The organism is Nonomuraea rubra, assembly GCF_014207985.1.
In the GTDB taxonomy this organism is placed as follows: Bacteria; Actinomycetota; Actinomycetes; order Streptosporangiales; family Streptosporangiaceae; genus Nonomuraea; species Nonomuraea rubra.
Map to the genome: position 1 here is coordinate 5,808,812 of NZ_JACHMI010000001.1, position 15,742 is coordinate 5,824,553.

15 protein-coding genes are annotated in these 15,742 nt (G+C 71.0%); 9 read left to right on the forward strand and 6 right to left on the reverse strand.

Going from position 1 to position 15,742, the window contains the following annotated elements; translation table 11 throughout:
* Positions 1-217: 217 nt before the first annotated feature.
* Both HD593_RS26315 and HD593_RS26320 read left to right on the forward strand, forming a co-directional pair.
* Complete coding sequence (locus HD593_RS26315; RefSeq protein WP_185104757.1) at positions 218-817, forward strand: HD domain-containing protein; 600 nt, start codon at positions 218-220, stop codon at positions 815-817.
* Between the two features lie 219 nt (positions 818-1,036).
* On the forward strand, positions 1,037-2,029 hold the full coding sequence (locus HD593_RS26320; protein WP_185104758.1) for a DUF5937 family protein: 993 nt from the start codon (positions 1,037-1,039) through the stop codon (positions 2,027-2,029).
* A gap of 4 nt (positions 2,030-2,033) precedes the next feature.
* On the opposite strand, the gene HD593_RS26325 is transcribed toward HD593_RS26320, so the two are convergent.
* The 4 genes from HD593_RS26325 to HD593_RS26340 form a co-directional block, all read right to left on the reverse strand.
* Positions 2,034-2,417 carry a RidA family protein gene (locus tag HD593_RS26325; RefSeq protein WP_246546734.1) on the reverse strand — a complete coding sequence of 128 codons (384 nt, stop codon included), beginning with the start codon at positions 2,415-2,417 and terminating at the stop codon, positions 2,034-2,036.
* Positions 2,418-2,448: 31 nt separating this feature from the next.
* Positions 2,449-3,447 carry a hypothetical protein gene (locus HD593_RS26330; RefSeq protein WP_185104760.1) on the reverse strand — a complete coding sequence of 333 codons (999 nt, stop codon included), beginning with the start codon at positions 3,445-3,447 and terminating at the stop codon, positions 2,449-2,451.
* Between the two features lie 185 nt (positions 3,448-3,632).
* A complete protein-coding gene (locus HD593_RS26335) occupies positions 3,633-4,835 on the reverse strand; it encodes a cytochrome P450 family protein (protein WP_185104761.1) in 1,203 nt (400 codons plus the stop codon).
* Between the two features lie 202 nt (positions 4,836-5,037).
* Positions 5,038-5,223, reverse strand: coding sequence for a hypothetical protein (locus HD593_RS26340; protein WP_221524969.1), 186 nt, complete (start codon positions 5,221-5,223; stop codon positions 5,038-5,040).
* Between the two features lie 151 nt (positions 5,224-5,374).
* On the opposite strand from HD593_RS26340, the gene HD593_RS26345 reads away from it, so the two are divergent.
* The 5 genes from HD593_RS26345 (at position 5,375) to HD593_RS26365 (ending at position 9,369) form a co-directional block, all read left to right on the forward strand.
* Positions 5,375-6,487, forward strand: a complete 1,113-nt coding sequence (locus HD593_RS26345; RefSeq protein ID WP_185104763.1) for a sensor histidine kinase — start codon at positions 5,375-5,377, stop codon at positions 6,485-6,487.
* Entirely contained in the window at positions 6,480-7,145 is a 666-nt protein-coding gene (locus HD593_RS26350; protein WP_185104764.1) for a response regulator transcription factor, read from the forward strand. The genes HD593_RS26345 and HD593_RS26350 overlap by 8 nt, the downstream gene beginning before the upstream one ends.
* Positions 7,146-7,211: 66 nt before the next feature.
* Complete coding sequence (locus tag HD593_RS26355; protein ID WP_185104765.1) at positions 7,212-7,916, forward strand: ABC transporter ATP-binding protein; 705 nt, start codon at positions 7,212-7,214, stop codon at positions 7,914-7,916.
* Between the two features lie 2 nt (positions 7,917-7,918).
* Positions 7,919-8,695, forward strand: coding sequence for an ABC transporter permease (locus HD593_RS26360; protein ID WP_246546735.1), 777 nt, complete (start codon positions 7,919-7,921; stop codon positions 8,693-8,695).
* Entirely contained in the window at positions 8,695-9,369 is a 675-nt protein-coding gene (locus tag HD593_RS26365; RefSeq protein ID WP_185104766.1) for an ABC transporter permease, read from the forward strand. Before HD593_RS26360 ends, HD593_RS26365 begins: the two co-directional genes overlap by 1 nt.
* Positions 9,370-9,593: 224 nt before the next feature.
* On the opposite strand, the gene HD593_RS26370 is transcribed toward HD593_RS26365, so the two are convergent.
* Positions 9,594-9,914: a pyridoxamine 5'-phosphate oxidase family protein gene (locus tag HD593_RS26370; protein ID WP_185104767.1), complete on the reverse strand. Its 321-nt coding sequence runs from the start codon at positions 9,912-9,914 to the stop codon at positions 9,594-9,596.
* Between the two features lie 33 nt (positions 9,915-9,947).
* Entirely contained in the window at positions 9,948-12,506 is a 2,559-nt protein-coding gene (locus HD593_RS26375) for a cation-translocating P-type ATPase (protein WP_185112131.1), read from the reverse strand.
* A gap of 611 nt (positions 12,507-13,117) precedes the next feature.
* Here HD593_RS26375 and HD593_RS26380 point away from each other — a divergent pair.
* Complete coding sequence (locus HD593_RS26380; protein ID WP_185104768.1) at positions 13,118-13,357, forward strand: phosphate acyltransferase; 240 nt, start codon at positions 13,118-13,120, stop codon at positions 13,355-13,357.
* Between the two features lie 183 nt (positions 13,358-13,540).
* Entirely contained in the window at positions 13,541-15,733 is a 2,193-nt protein-coding gene (locus HD593_RS26385; protein ID WP_246546736.1) for a SulP family inorganic anion transporter, read from the forward strand.
* The last annotated feature ends 9 nt before the right edge of the window (positions 15,734-15,742 follow it).

Sequence of the window (15,742 nt, forward strand, 5' to 3'; positions counted from 1 at the left end):
CGGCTTCCCTCGCGACGGCGGCTGGACGGTCCGGCACGAGGGCTTCGCCCCGTGGGCATGACCACCGGTACGAAGGTCGGCCATCCGCCAAGGCAGGGCCATCGGCTGGGCACAGCGGCGCGGGTTCGACCAGCGCGACCCCCGCGTCGGGTACCACCACGGGAACGCGGCCGAGATCGGACATCGAGACCGTACGCCCAGATGGAAGGCTGGACGCATGTTTCCGGAGACTCCCGCCGCCGCGGCGGCGCTGTCGGTGGCCACCCGCTTCTACTCGCCGGCGCTGCTCAACCACTGCGTCCGCTCCTACCTGTGGGGAACGGTGTACGCCGCGGCGCACGGGATCGCCTTCGACGACGAGCTCTACTACGTTTCTGCGCTGCTCCACGACCTCGGGCTGACGGAGGCCTTCGACAGCCATCGGCTGCCGTTCGAGGAGGCGGGAGGGCAACTGGCCTGGGTCTTCGGCGTGGCGGCCGGCTGGCCGGTGGAGCGGGCCGCCAGGGTCACCGAGATCATCACGCTGCACATGCGCGACGACGTGTCTGCGGCCACCGACCCCGAGTCCCACCTGCTGCAGGTCGCCTCAAGCTGGGAGGTGGTCGGCCGGCATCCGGAGGAGTTCCCGCCGGACGCCAGGACCGAGCTGCTCGCCCGCTACCCTCGGCTGGGATTCGGCGCGGAGTTCCTGGCGTGCTTCGAGGACCAGACGAGGCGCAAGCCGGACAGCGCCGCCGCCGCATCGGTCAGGAACGACGTCGCGGGGCGGATCGCCGCCAATCCGCTCGAAAGCCGCCCACCACCCATCAGCCGCTGACGCCACCCCGGAATCCGTGGACGAGCCTCCGGTCAGTCAGCACCGACGGCGCGACCGCCACGCCGGGTGCCGGTCATCGCCGGGTACGGCCGCCCGGCGTCGTCCTTCAGCCCGTGCCCGGTGAAGTACAGCAAGGTCAGGCGGTGAGATCTACGCGCCCGCCTGCGCCTGCGCCGATGACGGGCCGACCTGAGCGGGCACGTTGCTAGCCTTCGGCGTATGCCGCGCCTGGTGTTCTCGGAATTGGACCTCGGTCGTGTCCGATTCGCCATCCTGCCCTTCCAGGAAACGCTGAAAGCGGCGCGTGGCCTCGGACTGCCGAAGCCGCCGCCCGGTCTGGCCGCGTGGCGTCGTGCCAGCCGTGCGGTGTTGCCCGCGATGGCTCGGCCGGTGGTGACGCTGTGCTCGGCGCACACCCGGCATCTGCCGGACTTTCTGACGCCGCAGCCCGCCGCCGACTCGATGTCGTTCGAGGACGAACTTCACGCGGCGCTCGACGACTCATCCGCGCCGGTGCAACAGGACACGGCTGCGTTCGCCGGCGTACTGGAGACCGTTCCGGTGGTCATCGACACGCTGCTGCACCATCCCGACCGTGCTCGGCGAACGTTGAGGCACGCTTTCACGGCGTTCCACCACGCGGTACTGGCCCCCGATTGGCCACGGCTGCACGCCCAGTTGGCGGCGGATGTGGCCTATCGTGCCCGGCTCGCGGCACAGCATGGCCTGGACGCCATGCTCGCCACCTTGTGCCCTCCACATGTGCGTTGGGAGTATCCGCATCTGGGATTCGACGGGCCGGGCGCGCCCGATTTCGCCCTCGGCGGCCGCGGGCTGATTCTGGTGCCGAGCATGTTCCTGACCGATGGTGTGCACCGGCAGCTCAACGACCGGCAGCAGCCGATGCTCTTCTACCCGGCGCGCACGGCCGGGGCGTTCTGGCGTGACAACGGTGGACGCAGCTGGCCGGATGGGCGTCTGGCCGGGGTGATCGGTGAGCGCCGCGCGGCGGCCTTGCGGGCTCTTGCCGATCGCCCCGGCTGCGGCACCACGGACCTCGCCACGGCGTTGGGCGTCACGCCGGCGACCGCCTCGACACATGTGGCGAACCTGCGACGTGCCGGGCTGGTCGTCACTACCCGGGCGGCACGGACGGCCCGGCACGAGCTGACTCCGCTGGGCCGGCACCTGCTGGACGCGCACATCGGGTGACCGGTCATTCGACGGCGATCGCCTCGATCTCCAGCAGCCACTCCTCGGCATAGATGTCGGTGATGATGATGGTGAGAGCAGGACGGTGATCCCCGAGAATCTCCTGGCGGATGCGGCTGTTGGCTTCCCGGTACCTGCGGTCGGAGAGGTACGTCGTGACCTTGGCGAGGTTGTGGACGCCCATGCCGGCCTCGGCCAGCACGGCGAAGACGTTCCGCCACGTCAAGCGGCACTGGGAGTCAAAGTCTCCGGGAACCACGCCCTGCCTGGCCCAGGGCACCTGGCCACTGACGAACACAGTGCGCCGGACATCGGCCACCAAGGTGCCATGCGTGTAGTTACCCATCGCGTCCGGGAGCGTCGCGGGATCGAGAGGCAAGATCTCCATGGCGGCGACGATAGGGACGCGGCCACACGGGTCACAAATACTTCGAGGATTCATCAAATCGTTCGGAGTGGCCCAGCTGAACCGGGCGGAGCCGAGCGACGGGGACGCTGCGCAGCTCCAGCACCAGCGGCCGCCCCGTCACGAGGTCGTTCCCGGTGATCGTCAGCCGGCCCGTGCCGAGCGAGTACGTCCCGGACAGGAGCTGCTCGCCCTTGCTCAACCAGGTCCGCCAGAGCCTGATCGTGGTGGTGGCTGCATCGACCTCGAAGTGGTACGTCTGCCAGGTCTGGCCGCTGCGCAACACCGCCTGGAAGGCGCGATTGCGCTCGAAGTAGACGCGCTCGGCGGGGCCCGGCAGTCCCGGTGGCCGGAAACTGCCCGCGGTCACGTCCCAGGTCCCGTCGAGCGGCGTGGGCACGCGGTTGTTGTAGTTGGCGACGTAGAACGAGCACGAGGACGTCAGCGCGAGCAGAAGCACCAGGACACCGGCAGGCACCCAGCGGCGCCGCGTGCGAGGCGGCGGGGGAGCGCCGCCGTCCTGGCCGTTCTTCCAGGAAGCGTCCTGGCCGTTCTTCCAGAAGACCGCGGCCAGTTCTGCCCGGTGCCGCCACAGCACGTACGCGGCACAGCCGGCGCCGATCAGGGCGATCAGCATGGCGTCGAGGGCGATCGCGTACGAGAGGTCGAGCACGGCGATCCCACCGAGCAGCGGCACCGTGCCCGCGGCGCCGAGCAGAGCGGTACGGCGGAAGGCCAGCGCGACACCGAGGCCTATCTGAGCCAGCGCGATCATGTTGCCGAAGACCGGTGAATACCCGAAGTAATACCAGGTCAGCCAGAACCCGCTGACCGTGCCCAGGGGCTTGTCCAGCTCCGAGTCCAGGATGGTGAACTGGGCGCCGAAGATCTTGGCGAAGCCGTACTGCAGCAGGATCGCCACCGGGATCCACCGGCACACCAGAAAGAGGATCTGCCCCTTGTCCCGCTCGCCCGCCGGATCTTCCGTTACACCCGTCCGTTCCCCCGTCACGAATGGCCCTCCGTTCGGAGCCCGGTGTGGAAATCCCCCTATGGCAAGTCTCGCCGGGCGGGTGGCCCTGATGCCGTTATGTCACCATCTCGTGATGAATTCGCCACCGGCCTCGTCGCCCGGATCGTGGGTGGACGTGCCGTCCGGGAGCCGCACGCGGTCGCGCGGGTACGCGATACCGCGCGTCAGCGGACCCGCACGGGCAGGGTCTGCAGCCCTCGGATGAGGGTGCTGGCGCGCCACTGCAGGACGGGCGAGCCCAGCTCGATGGTGGAGAAGCGGCCGAGCAGCCTCCCGATGGCGATCTGCGCTTCCAGCCTGGCCAGCGGCGCGCCCACGCAGTAGTGGATGCCGTGGCCGAAGGCCAGGTGGCCGCCGCCCGGCCTGGTGATGTCGAGCCGGTCGGGGTCCGGATAGCGGTCCGGGTCGCGGTTGGCGGCCAGCAGGGAGATGAAGACGAACTCGTCCGCGGGGATCTCGATGTCGCCGACCCGGATCGCCTCGGTGGTGAAACGCAGGGTCGCGATGTTGATCGGGCCGTCGAAGCGCAGGAACTCCTCCACCGCGCCCGGCAGCAGGGACGGGTCGGCCCGCAGCATGGCCATCTGGGCGGGGTCGCCGAGCAGGGCGAGCACGCTGTTGGCGATCAGGTTGACCGTGGTCTCGTGTCCCGCCACGAGGAGCAGGAACGCCATGGACACCACTTCGTCCTGCGAGAGCCGGTCACCCTCGTCGGAGATGTGCACCAGCTCCGACAGCAGGTCCTCGCCGGGCGCGGCCCGCTTGGCGGCGACGAGGCCGGTCAGGTACGCCAGCATCCACGCGTGGGCCTCGCGCATCGCCTCGGCCGACGAGGCGGCCACGAACGGCGCGGTCCACGTTCTGAACTCGTCGTGATCCGAGGCCGGGATGCCGAGCAGCTCGCAGATGACGGCGATCGGCAGGGGGAAGGCGAACGACTCCATGAGGTCGGCCTCGCCCGCCTCGGCCAGGTCGTCGAGCAGGCCGTCGGTGATCTGCTCGATGCGCGGGCGCAGCCGCGACACCGTCCTGGCGGTGAACGCCTTGTTCACCAGCCTGCGCAGGCGCGTGTGGTCGGGCGGGTCGGAGTTGAGCATGTGGGCCGACAGCGACGAGGCGTACGGGCCCGCGGTCCCCGGCGGGAACAGCTCCACCGCCCTGGCGCTGTCCTTGGCCAGCCTGGGGTCGTTGAGCAGCTCCCTGGCCTCGGCGTACCTGGTGACCAGCCAGACCCTGAGCCGCCGGTGCGCGAGCGCGGGCCGCACCGGCCCCTCCTCGCGGACGCTCCGGTAGACCCGATGCGGATCCTGCAAGAAGGCCCGGTCGAGGTTGAGGACCGTGTTGGTGGCCGGTTCGCCGTGCTGCAACGTTTACCCTCTCTCCAGGCTCAGCGGGTGCCCGCTGAGAACTTCGTGCGATCTCCGGCACCCGCGGGTGAGCGGGACTGCCCTCACCTCGTCGATGAGGCCGGTTCGCCTGGTCAGCGTGGCAGGGTCGCCTGTACGGGCTGCATATCCAGCGTTGCCGTCGTCGGGTTCGGCGATCGTCCACTTGGCCGATGCGCGACCGTCATGAAGGCGGTCGCCGCTGCCGCAGCCCGACGAACGCGACGACCAGGCCGGCGATCAGGACGATGGGACCGATGACGGCCCACATGGTGTTGCCGCTCATCACGCTGCCACCGACGACTCCGAGCCCTTGAAGCGTCCACAGGACGCCGACCGCGGCCAGGAGAACACCGATGACAAGGAGCACCCACGCTCTCATTGCTTCACCCGCTTCTTCGACAAGGCCCCGGATCGGGGCGGCAGCATGGTGCGAGCTTCCGATGAGCTGATCCTCCCAGAACGGCGGCCCTCTTCCGCACCGGGATGGGCCCGTGCGGCGGCTCTCTAGGATCTGGCGTATGAGCGAGCACCACTGGTTCGACGGCAGTCACCCGCGCTCCGCCCGGTGGGACGCCGGTGCCGCGCTCCTGTGCGTTCTGGTGTTCTGGCTGCCCGTCGACGCCCGCGCCCCAGCGTTGCACACCGCCCTGATCGTGCTGCTGGCCGCCGGGATGACGGTGCGGTCGCGATGGCCGGTGGCCGCGTTCGCCGCCGTCGCGGGGACGACGGCGGCGGGGGCGGCGCTGGGCATGACGCACGATCCGTTCGTGGCGGCGGCGTGGGTGCTGTACCGGGTGGCGCTGGGCCGCAGCACCAGCAGGTCGCTCAACGCCGTCGGCGCGGCGTCCGGGATGCTGATCGCGGCCGTGGCGTTCCTCGGCACGGCCGACGCCGAGGACACGGTGCGGTACACGATGCTGAGCCTGCTCGCGCTGGCCGCCGCCTGGGTGCTCGGCGGGACGACGCGGCGGGCCGCGCTCCAGGCCGAGCACGCCATGCTCGCCGAGCGCCAGGCCGCGGTGACGGCCGAGCGGCTACGCGTGGCCAGGGAGGTGCACGACGTGGTGTCCCACTCGCTGGGGACGATCGCCGTGGCGGCCGGTGTCGCGGCGCGCTCCGGCGACGCGGTACGCATGCGTGACCGGCTCGGGCGGATCGAGACCGTGAGCAGGCAGGCCATGGACGAGCTGCGGGCCACGCTGGGAGCGGTCCGCGAGGGCGGCGAGGCCGCGGAACGCCATCCGCAGCCGGGCATCGGGGACCTGCCCGCCCTGGTCGAGCGCATGCGGGCGAGCGGAGTCACGGTGACGTTCACGATGACAGGCACCCCGGAGGAACCGCCCGCGGGGGTCGGGCTGGCCGCGTACCGGATCGTGCAGGAGGGGCTGACGAACGTCGCCCGCCACGCCCCCGGCGCGCACTGTGCCGTGACGGTGAGCGGCACGCCCGGCGAGCTCCGCGTCACGGTGACCGACGACGGCCCCGGCGGCGCCGCGGCGGACGGGTTCGGGCTGGTCGGGCTGCGCGAGCGGGTCGAGATGCTGGGAGGCGTCTGCACCGCGGAGGCGCGCCCCGGCGGGGGGTTCGAGCTGTGCGCGGTCATCCCCGTTCCGGAGGCGACCCGTGCCTGACGAGATCACGGTGCTGGTGGCCGAGGACCAGGAGCTCCTGCGTACGTCCCTGCTCGACCTCGTCGCAGCCGAGCCCGGCCTGAGCCCGGCGGGGGAGGCGCGTGACGGCAGGGAGGCGGTGGCGGCGGCGCGCGAGCTGGAGCCCGACGTCGTGCTGATGGACATCCGCATGCCGGTCATGGACGGCCTGGAGGCCACGCGCGCCATCTGCGCGGCCTGCCCGGGGACGAAGGTGGTCATCCTCACCACGTTCGACCTCGACGAGTACGTCTACGAGGCCCTGCGCGCCGGTGCCACCGGCTTCCTGCTGAAGAACGCCGGCACGGAGGAGATCCTGCGGGCGGTCCGCGTCGCGTACGAGGGCAACGCCATGCTCGCCCCCGAGGTCACCAAACGGATGATCGCCGGCATGGCCGCCCGCGGGGAACGCGAGCGGCGCGGGCGGCTGGAAGGGCTGACCGGGCGCGAGCGGGAGGTCGTGGCGGCGATCGTGCGCGGCCTGTCCAACGACGAGATCGCCGCGGCGCTCTTCCTCAGCCGCGCCACGGTCAAGACGTACCTGAGCAGGTTGTTCCTGAAGCTCGGCGTACGCGACCGCACCCAGCTCGTCATCCTCGCCTACGAGAGCGGCTTCGTCGAGGAGCTGCGGCGGGACTGACCGGCCCCGGCGGTGTCAACCTTTGGCCGATGCGCGCACCCGGCGCACACTGGAACGCTGAAGACCATGATCGAAATCACCGGTCTCACCAAGTCCCACCGCGGCAAACCGGCCATCCAGGACGTGACCTTCTCCGCCGCGCCCGGCCGCGTCACCGGTTTCCTCGGCCCCAACGGCGCCGGAAAGTCCTCCACGCTGCGTATCCTGCTCGGCCTCGACCGGGCCGGCGCGGGCACCGCGCTCATCGGCGGCAGGCCGTACCGTGAGCTGTGCCACCCGCTGCGCACGGTCGGCTCGCTGCTCGAAGGCAGCGGAGCCCACCGCTCCCGTACGGCGCGCGCCCATCTGTCCTGGGTGGCCCGCAGCAACGGCATCCCGCTGAGCCGCGTGGAGGAGGTGCTGGAGGAGACCGGCCTGGCCCACGCCGCCCGCAAACGCGTCGGCACGTTCTCGCTCGGCATGGGGCAGCGCCTCGGCATGGCCGCCGCCCTGCTCGGCCGTCCCGAGGTGCTCGTTCTGGACGAGCCGGTCAACGGCCTCGACCCCGACGGGATCCGCTGGATCCGCCACCTGCTCAGGAGCCACGCCGCGGACGGCCACACCGTGCTGCTGTCCAGCCACCTCATGAGCGAGATGGCCGAGACCGCCGACGACCTCGTGGTCATCAGCGCCGGCCGGGTGGTCACGGCCGGTCCGCTGGCCGAGGTCACCGCCGGGTACCCCTCGCTCGAAGCCGCGTTCTTCGCCCTCACCACCGGAAGCCTGTCCTGACCATGCTCACCACCGTTTCCGCCGAGTTCAGGAAGATCCGCACGCTGCCCTCGGCCTGCGTCGCCGTCGTCGCCGGCACCGCGTTCACGCTGTTCATCGTCGCCTCGTCGGCCCGCAACCAGGCCGGCAGGCTCGCCGCCGGCGAGCCGACCTACTACGCCTCCGACGACCTGGCGCTGAGCCTGTCCGCGCCCGGCGTGATCGGAGTGATCGTGCTGGGCATAGTGATCATGAGCAGCGAGTACACCGCCACCGGCAAGGACGCGGGCGGTGGCCGGCAGATCCCGGCCACGCTGACGGCCATACCCGGGCGGGCCCGGCTCCTGGCGGCCAAGGCGGTCGTGCTCGCCGTCCTCAGCACGCTCGTCGCCGCCGTCACCATCGGCGCGGCGATCCTGATGACACAGGTCATCCTCGGCGAGTACGCGAGCCCGCCGGCTCAGCTCATCGAGGCGGTCGGCTGGCGGCCCGCCGGGGCGGTGGCGTACTGGGTGCTCACCGCCCTGATCGCCTTCTCCGTCACCGTCGTGACGCGCAGCGGCATCGTGCCGATGGTCGTGTTCATCGCCAACACGACCGTGGTGTCCGTCTCGTTCCTGCTGACCAGGGTCACGTCCCTGGCCAGGTACCTGCCCGACGTGGCCGGGGCACAGATGTTCGCGACGAACTATCCGGCCGAGAGCATGGTCGGTCCTGTCACCGGGGCCTTCGTCATGACCGGGTGGGCGGCGGTCCTGCTCGCGATCGCCGCGGTCGTGTTCGTACGCAGGGACGCCTGATGGCCCGGGACACGTTCGCCGCGGAGCTGGCGAAACTCAGAACCCTGCCCGCCGTGCTGCTGACCTGCGGCGTCACCATCGCCGCCGCGGGGACGCTGGGTGCCGCGCTCGCCGCGGGCCGGGCCATGAGCGCCGCCGAGGCCGCCCTGGGCACGACCGGTTACGTCCAGACGGGCCTCATCGTCCTGGGCGTGCTGGCCGTCGCCTCCGAGTACGCGGGCACCCAGGCCCGTACCAGCCTCACCGCGGTCCCCGCGCGCGGGCGGCTCATCACCGCCAAGATCGCCGCCTACCTCGTCGCGGCCATCCTCACCGCGGTGCTCGCTCTCGCCGCGGCGCTCGCGGGCGCCCTGTTCACCGGCGCGCCGATGGGCGATGGCGCCGCCCTTCCGCGGGCGGCCGCGTACCTCGTCCTGATCGGGCTGCTCGCCCTCGCCGTGGCCACCCTCACCAGGGACGCCATCGCCTCGCTCGCCACCACGCTCGTCCTCGTCCTCGTGCTCCCTCCCGTCCTGCCGGACGCCGTCGGCGACCACCTCCCCGGCGCGGCCGGGGCCCGCCTCTACCTGCCGGGCCCCGGCCTCACCTCGATGGAGGGCGGGCTCGTCCTGGCCGGGTGGCTCGCGGTCGCCCTCACCGCCGCAGCCGTCTCGTTCGTCCGGCGGGACGCCTGAGCCGTGATCCGGGGCACCATCCGTTCGATGCGAATCTCCCTGCAGAGCTCTGACCTGGTGAACTGCTGGTTCTGCCCGCCATTGCACGGATACTGCTTGTGCTGACCACGTGGACGGATACCTTGGGGGAGGCCTCCGGCGGCTCGCTGACCAGGCGTTTCGCTGGTGTAGAGGTCCGCAGTGATCCCCCAGGCTGGCGTGCCGCAGCATCGCCGAGGTGGTCTTCATCCCGTTGCCCGCGGCGAGCGACAACGTCGCCGTGACGCGGGTCGTGCAGCCGAATCGAAGGCAGCGCCCCACCTGGCGAACCCGGCACCTGGTGCCGGGCCGGTGTGGATCGCGCAGCACGGCTGTCCGGCGGCCTGAGCATTGGAGCCGGCCGCCGTCCGGATGACGATGTCCTGATCGTCGAGGCAGAAGTTGACCGGCTGCACGGCCGGCAGTGCGCGGTCGGTGAAGACGATGCGCCCGATCGGGCGTGATGGCAGCAGGCGCATGCACTCCTCGTGGGTGAGTACCTGCAGACCGGCCGAGTTGAGTTTCATGTCTGTAGCGTGCCCGTGGTCGTGTGCGGCTGGTTAGGGACGAAAGGCCCGTGACGGCTGCTGATCGCCCTCGGTGATTGCGGGCTGAGGTTCTTGCGGGCGGGGGGTGGGGTGCAGGATCCGGTCGAGGCGTGCGGCGGCGTAGCCGAGTACGGACAGCGCGGTGACGATCAGCAGGTCGCCGGCGTTCAGTGGCTGGGTGCTGAGGAGTTGGCGCAGTGGGGGTAGGTACAGGGCTGCTAGTTGCAGGATGAACGCGCCGGCGACGGCGAGCAGCAGCATGGGGTTGGCCAGGGTTCCTGGGCGGGTGCGGGAGCCGAGGGCGACGCCGAGCTGGGTGGCGCCGAGGGCGAAGAAGGCCATGCTCTGCCAGGGGCGTGCGGTGGCTGCGGCCCAGATGGCGATGCCGAGGGTGACGGTGGTGAGGATGACGGCGATGCGGATGACGCGTTGCCACAGGCCCGCGCCGAGGATGCTCTGGCTGGGTGGCCGGGGTGGGTCGGTCATGGCTCCTGGGACGGTGGGCTCGCCGCCGAGGGCTACGCCGGGCAGTCCGTGGGTGAGCAGGTTGATCCACAGGATCTGGGCGGGGAGCAGGGGGAGCGGGAGTCCGGCGAACGGGCCGAGGAGCATCACGGCGATCTCGGCGGCGCCGCCGGACAGGCCGTAGACCAGGAAGCGGCGGATGTTGGCGTAGACCCGGCGGCCTTCCTGGACGGCGGCGACGACGGTGTCGAGGTTGTCGTCGGCCAGGACCAGGTCGGCGGCCTGGCGGGCGACTTCGGTGCCGCGTCTGCCCATGGCCACGCCGATGTCGGCGCGGCGCAGGGCGGGGCCGTCGTTGACGCCGTCGCCGGTCATGGCCAGGACGCCGCCCTGGTTCTGCAGGCGTTGGATGATGTCGAGCTTCTGCTCGGGGGTGGCGCGGGCGTAGACGCCGGCCTGGCCGTGGTCGAGGGCTGCGGGTTCGCGGCAGTCGACGACCGGGTCGCCGTCGGTGATGATGCCCAGCTCGGTGGCGATGGCGCGGGCGGTGCCGGGGTGGTCGCCGGTGATGAGGATGGGCCGGATGCCGGCGCGTTTGCAGTCGGCGATGGCGGTGGCGGCGGCCGGGCGTGGCGGGTCCAGGATCGCGATCAGGCCGAGCAGTGACAGGCCGCTCTCCTGGAGCGTGGCCGGGGCGGTGTCGAGGTCGGTGCTGGCCACCGCGAGGACCCGGTATCCGTTCTTGGCGAACTGGTCGGCCTGTGTGGCGGCGCGGGCGAGCAGTTGCGGGTCGTCGGTCAGGACGGGGTAGTGGAGCAGGGCTTCGGGCGCGCCTTTGCAGATCAGGCGGGCGGCGCCGCCGGGCAGCTGGTGCAGGGTGGTCATGCGCTTGCGGTCGCTGTCGAAGGGCAGCTCGGCCAGGCGGGGCAGGCGGTGCTGCACGTCCTTGCGGTCCAGGCCGTGTTTGGCGGCGGCGGCGAGCAGGGCCGCCTCGGTGGGGTCGCCCAGCGCCGTCCATTCGCCGTCCGTGTCGTGCGGGGGTGAGAGGCGGGCGTCGTTGCAGAGCACCGCCGCCGTCAGCAGCGCGTGGAAGGCGCCGGGGTCATGGTCGCCGGTGATGTCGCCGTCGGGGGCGTAGCCGGTGCCGCTGACCGTGGCCTGCGCCGATGGCGTCCACAGGTGCCGGGCGACCATGCGGCCCTCGGTGAGGGTGCCGGTCTTGTCGGTGGCCAGGGCGGTGACGGAGCCGAGGGTCTCCACCGCGGGCAGCTTGCGGACGAGGGCGTTGCGTGCGGCCATCCGGCGTGCGCCCAGTGCCAGGCTCAGCGTCACGACGGCGGGCAGGGACTCGGGGACGGCGGCGACGACCAGGCTGATGGCGGTGATCACCATCAGTTCCACCGGCTGGCCGCGGACCAGTCCCAGGGCCAGGACCACCGCCGACAGCAGCACGGCGACGCCGGCCAGGAGCCGGCCGACTCCCACCAGGCGGCGTTGCAGCGGGGTCAGCCCTGCTGCCTTGACCATCAGGGAGGCGATGCGGCCGCTCGCGCTGGCCGCTCCGGTGGCGGTGACCTCCGCCCGGCCGCGCCCGCGCAGCACGACGGTGCCGGACGAGACCGGCGCGTCGATGCCCTTGTCCACCGGCACCGACTCGCCCGTCAGCGCCGACTCGTCGACGAGCAGTGCCGCCGATTGGTGCACTTTGGCGTCGGCGGGGACGATGTCGCCCTCGGCCAGGATCAGCAGGTCTCCCACCACGACGTCGCTGGAGGGGATCTGCTGCTGGCGGCCGTCGCGGACCACGCGTGCCTCCGGGCCGGCGAGCTGTGCCAGGGCCGTGATGGCGCGGTCGGCCCGGACCTCCTGCACCACTCCGACGGTGGTGTTGACCACGATCACCAGCATGATCACGGCCGCGTCGGCCCAGTCACCCGTCGTGATGGTCAGCACCGCCGCGATGAGCAGGACGATGATGAGCGGGTCGCGTAGCTGCGTGGCGATGCGCCGCCACAAGGGCACGGGCGGCTTCTGCGGAAGCAGGTTGGCGCCGTCGCGCGCGAGCCGCAAGGCCGCCTCCGCCGACGTCAGCCCAGACAAAGGCATCACCGTCATGTCCTCCGTGCTCGCCGCGGTCTTCCGGCAGGCGGATGATCGCTCGAATGTGTCCGCGTCCCACTGTTCGCGAACTCGGGCCGCGGCGAACAGGGACGTTAGTCCTTTCCCGCCAGGTCCGAAGCACACATCGCGGAAGATCAGGTGCCTTCCGTGAGGCCATGGGTCCGTACGATGAGGACCAGCGACCTCTACACGCGTCCGGTTCACGTTCGTCATCGGGCATATGGTGGGCGGGACCCTGGACGAGTACGCTCCAGCCCTCGCGCCGCGGCTCGTCGATCCGGTCCACCTGAAACCGATCTTGATCTCCACACCCGCCACGCCTGTTCGCAGGTCCTGGTCCATGGGGCCGCCGTGGGTGGTGCGGAAGACGATCGCGCCGTCGCGCACCTTGTAGTCGACGGTGCTGCCACCCCTGGCATGCGGTAGCCGCCGATCCTCGTGCCGTCACTACCATCGCCCGCGGGACCGGGCTGAAGAGTCGCACCTTGGGCACTGCCGCGAACCACACTGAGAAGGGAACGTGCTCATGACCGCAGTCTCGGATGAGCAGGTCCGCGTGACTCCCCGTGCCCGCTCGCGGTGGTCAGGACGGCACGATGAGCCGGCTCCTCCTGGACGACTACCTGTCCTGGATCGGTGCCGCGCCGCTGGTGACCGCCGAGGAGATCGTGCTCGCCACGCGGATGGAGGGGTTGCGCAAGCCGGTCAACGACCTGTCGCGTGGCACCACCGTGGCCGACATCGTCACCACCGTCGCCGTCACCGCCGCGCAGGTGCGCGACAACGAACCCAGCCTTGCCGGGGACGAACTGCCGAAGGTGGCGGAACACTTCTGAGACAGCTCCGGGCCAGTGCTCCGGGCCCGGACCCACGGGTAGGGCGCCGCAAACTGATGATCGGCGGTTCTGATCCGCGCCATTGCTCTGGGTGCGAGTTCGGCGCGCTCTTCAAACGCCCGGGGAAGGTCTGCTGGGGCCGTTAGGGTGTGCCGCATGAATATGGCTACACATCGTAGCGTTATGCTAACTCTCAGGCATGACCTCCCGGCGTCGCTTGTGGTCTTCCTCGTCGCCGTTCCCCTGTCCCTGGGCATCGCCATGGCCGCGGGGGCACCACTGGCGGCCGGGCTGATCGCCGCCATAGCGGGCGGTATCGTCGCGGGCCGGCTGGGCGGCTCGCCCGTCCAGGTGAGCGGACCCACGGCGAGCCTGACCCTGGTGATCGCCGGCCTGGTGCACACCTACGGTTGGCGCGCCACCTGCCTCATCACCATCCTGGCCGGCGCGGTGCAACTGGTGCTCGGGATGTTCAAGGCGGCCCGCGCCGCGCTGGCCGTCTCACCCGCGGTCGTGCACGGCATGCTGGCCGGGGTCGGCATCATCATCGCCCTCGCCCAGCTCCACGTGGTGCTGGGCGGCAGCCCTCAGCACTCCGCCCTGGCGAACCTGACCCAACTGCCCGGCCAGATCGTCGACATGCACGGGCACAAGGTCATGGCCGGTGTGCTCATGATCACCGTCCTGCTGATCTGGAACCGGCTGCCCAAACACATCAGAGCGATCCCGGCCCCACTGGCGGCACTGCTCGTCGCCGCCGGCATCGCATGGGTGTTCGGCTGGAACGTCACCCGCATCGACCTGTCCGGAGCGATCAGCTCCTGGTCGCCACCACAGCTGCCCCAGGGTGACTGGCACCACGTCGCCGGGGCGGCGCTGCTGATCGCGCTGCTGGCCGGGGCCGAATCGCTGCTGTGCTGCGTAGCCACCGACCGCATGCATGCCGGGAGTCGCGCCGACCTCGACCGCGAACTGACCGGCCAGGGCGTGGCCAACATGGTCAGCGGCGCCCTGGGCGGCCTGCCAGTAGCCGGAGTCATCATCCGCAGCACCACCAACATCCGCGCCGGAGCCCGCAGCCGCTGGTCGGCCATCCTGCACGGCCTCTGGGTGCTGCTGTTCGCGCTCTGCCTGGGCTGGACGATCCAGCTCATCCCGATGGAGGCGCTGGCGGCCCTGCTCGTCTTCACCGGCATCAAGACGATCAGCCTCGGCCACCTCAGGAAGGCGCACGGCCACCACGAGGTGCCCGTCTACCTGGTCACCCTGGCCGGAGTGATCCTGATCGGGCTGGCCGAGGGCGTCCTGGCCGGGCTCGCCCTGGCCGCGCTGCTGGCCCTGCGCCGGCTAACGGGGGTGACGGTCGCCAAGCGGCTGGAGCCGGACGGACGCCTGCACGCCACCGTCTCCGGCTCGCTCACCTTCCTCGGCGTGCCTCACCTGACTCAGGAACTGCGGACGATCCCCGCCGGCACCGCCGTGGACCTGGACCTGAACATCGACTTCATGGACAACGCCGCCTTCGAGGCGATCCACTCCTGGCGCCTGGACCATGAACGCCTGGGCGGCACCGTCACCATCGACGACCTGCACGACGAGTGGTACACGATGGCCGCCGGCGGCAGACGCGTGTTCCCGGCCAAGAGGCCGCCCAAGCCGGCCGGACGCTGGTGGCTGCCGTGGACGCACCGCCGGACCGCATCGGCCACCACAGCCGTCGAATGCCGGCTCACCCGGGGCACGCACGAGTTCCACCGGCGCACGGCCCCGCTGCTACGGCCCATCTTCACCCAACTGGCCGCCAAGCAGCAGCCCACCCACCTGTTCATCACCTGCGCCGACTCCAGGATCGTGCCGAGCCTGATCACCTCCAGCGGCCCCGGTGACCTGTTCACCGTGCGCAACATCGGCAACCTGGTGCCGCGTGCCGGCTCGCAGCCGGGCGACGACTCGGTGACGGCCGCCATCGAATACGCCACCGGTGTGCTGAAGGTGCACACCATCACCGTCTGCGGACACTCCGGTTGCGGCGCGATGGCCGCCCTGCTCAGCGGCCCGGCGACCACGGCCGGCCTGCCACACCTGGCCCGCTGGCTCCGGCACGGCGACCCCAGCCTGACCCGGATCGGCGCAGACAAGGCCGAGCAGCACCACGACGCCGCCCTGGATCTGCTCTGCCGGATGAATGTCCAGCAGCAACTGGAGAACCTGAGGACCTACCGCAACGTCGATGAACAGGTCGAGGCCGGGGCGCTGAAGCTGGTGGGCCTCTACTTCGACATCGCCTCAGCCCAGGTCTCCGTGCTGTCCCCTCCGACATCCGGCTTCCCGGCAAGCACAGGGACGCGTCGTCCACCCGAGCCAAGCCAACCTTGACCAGATCAG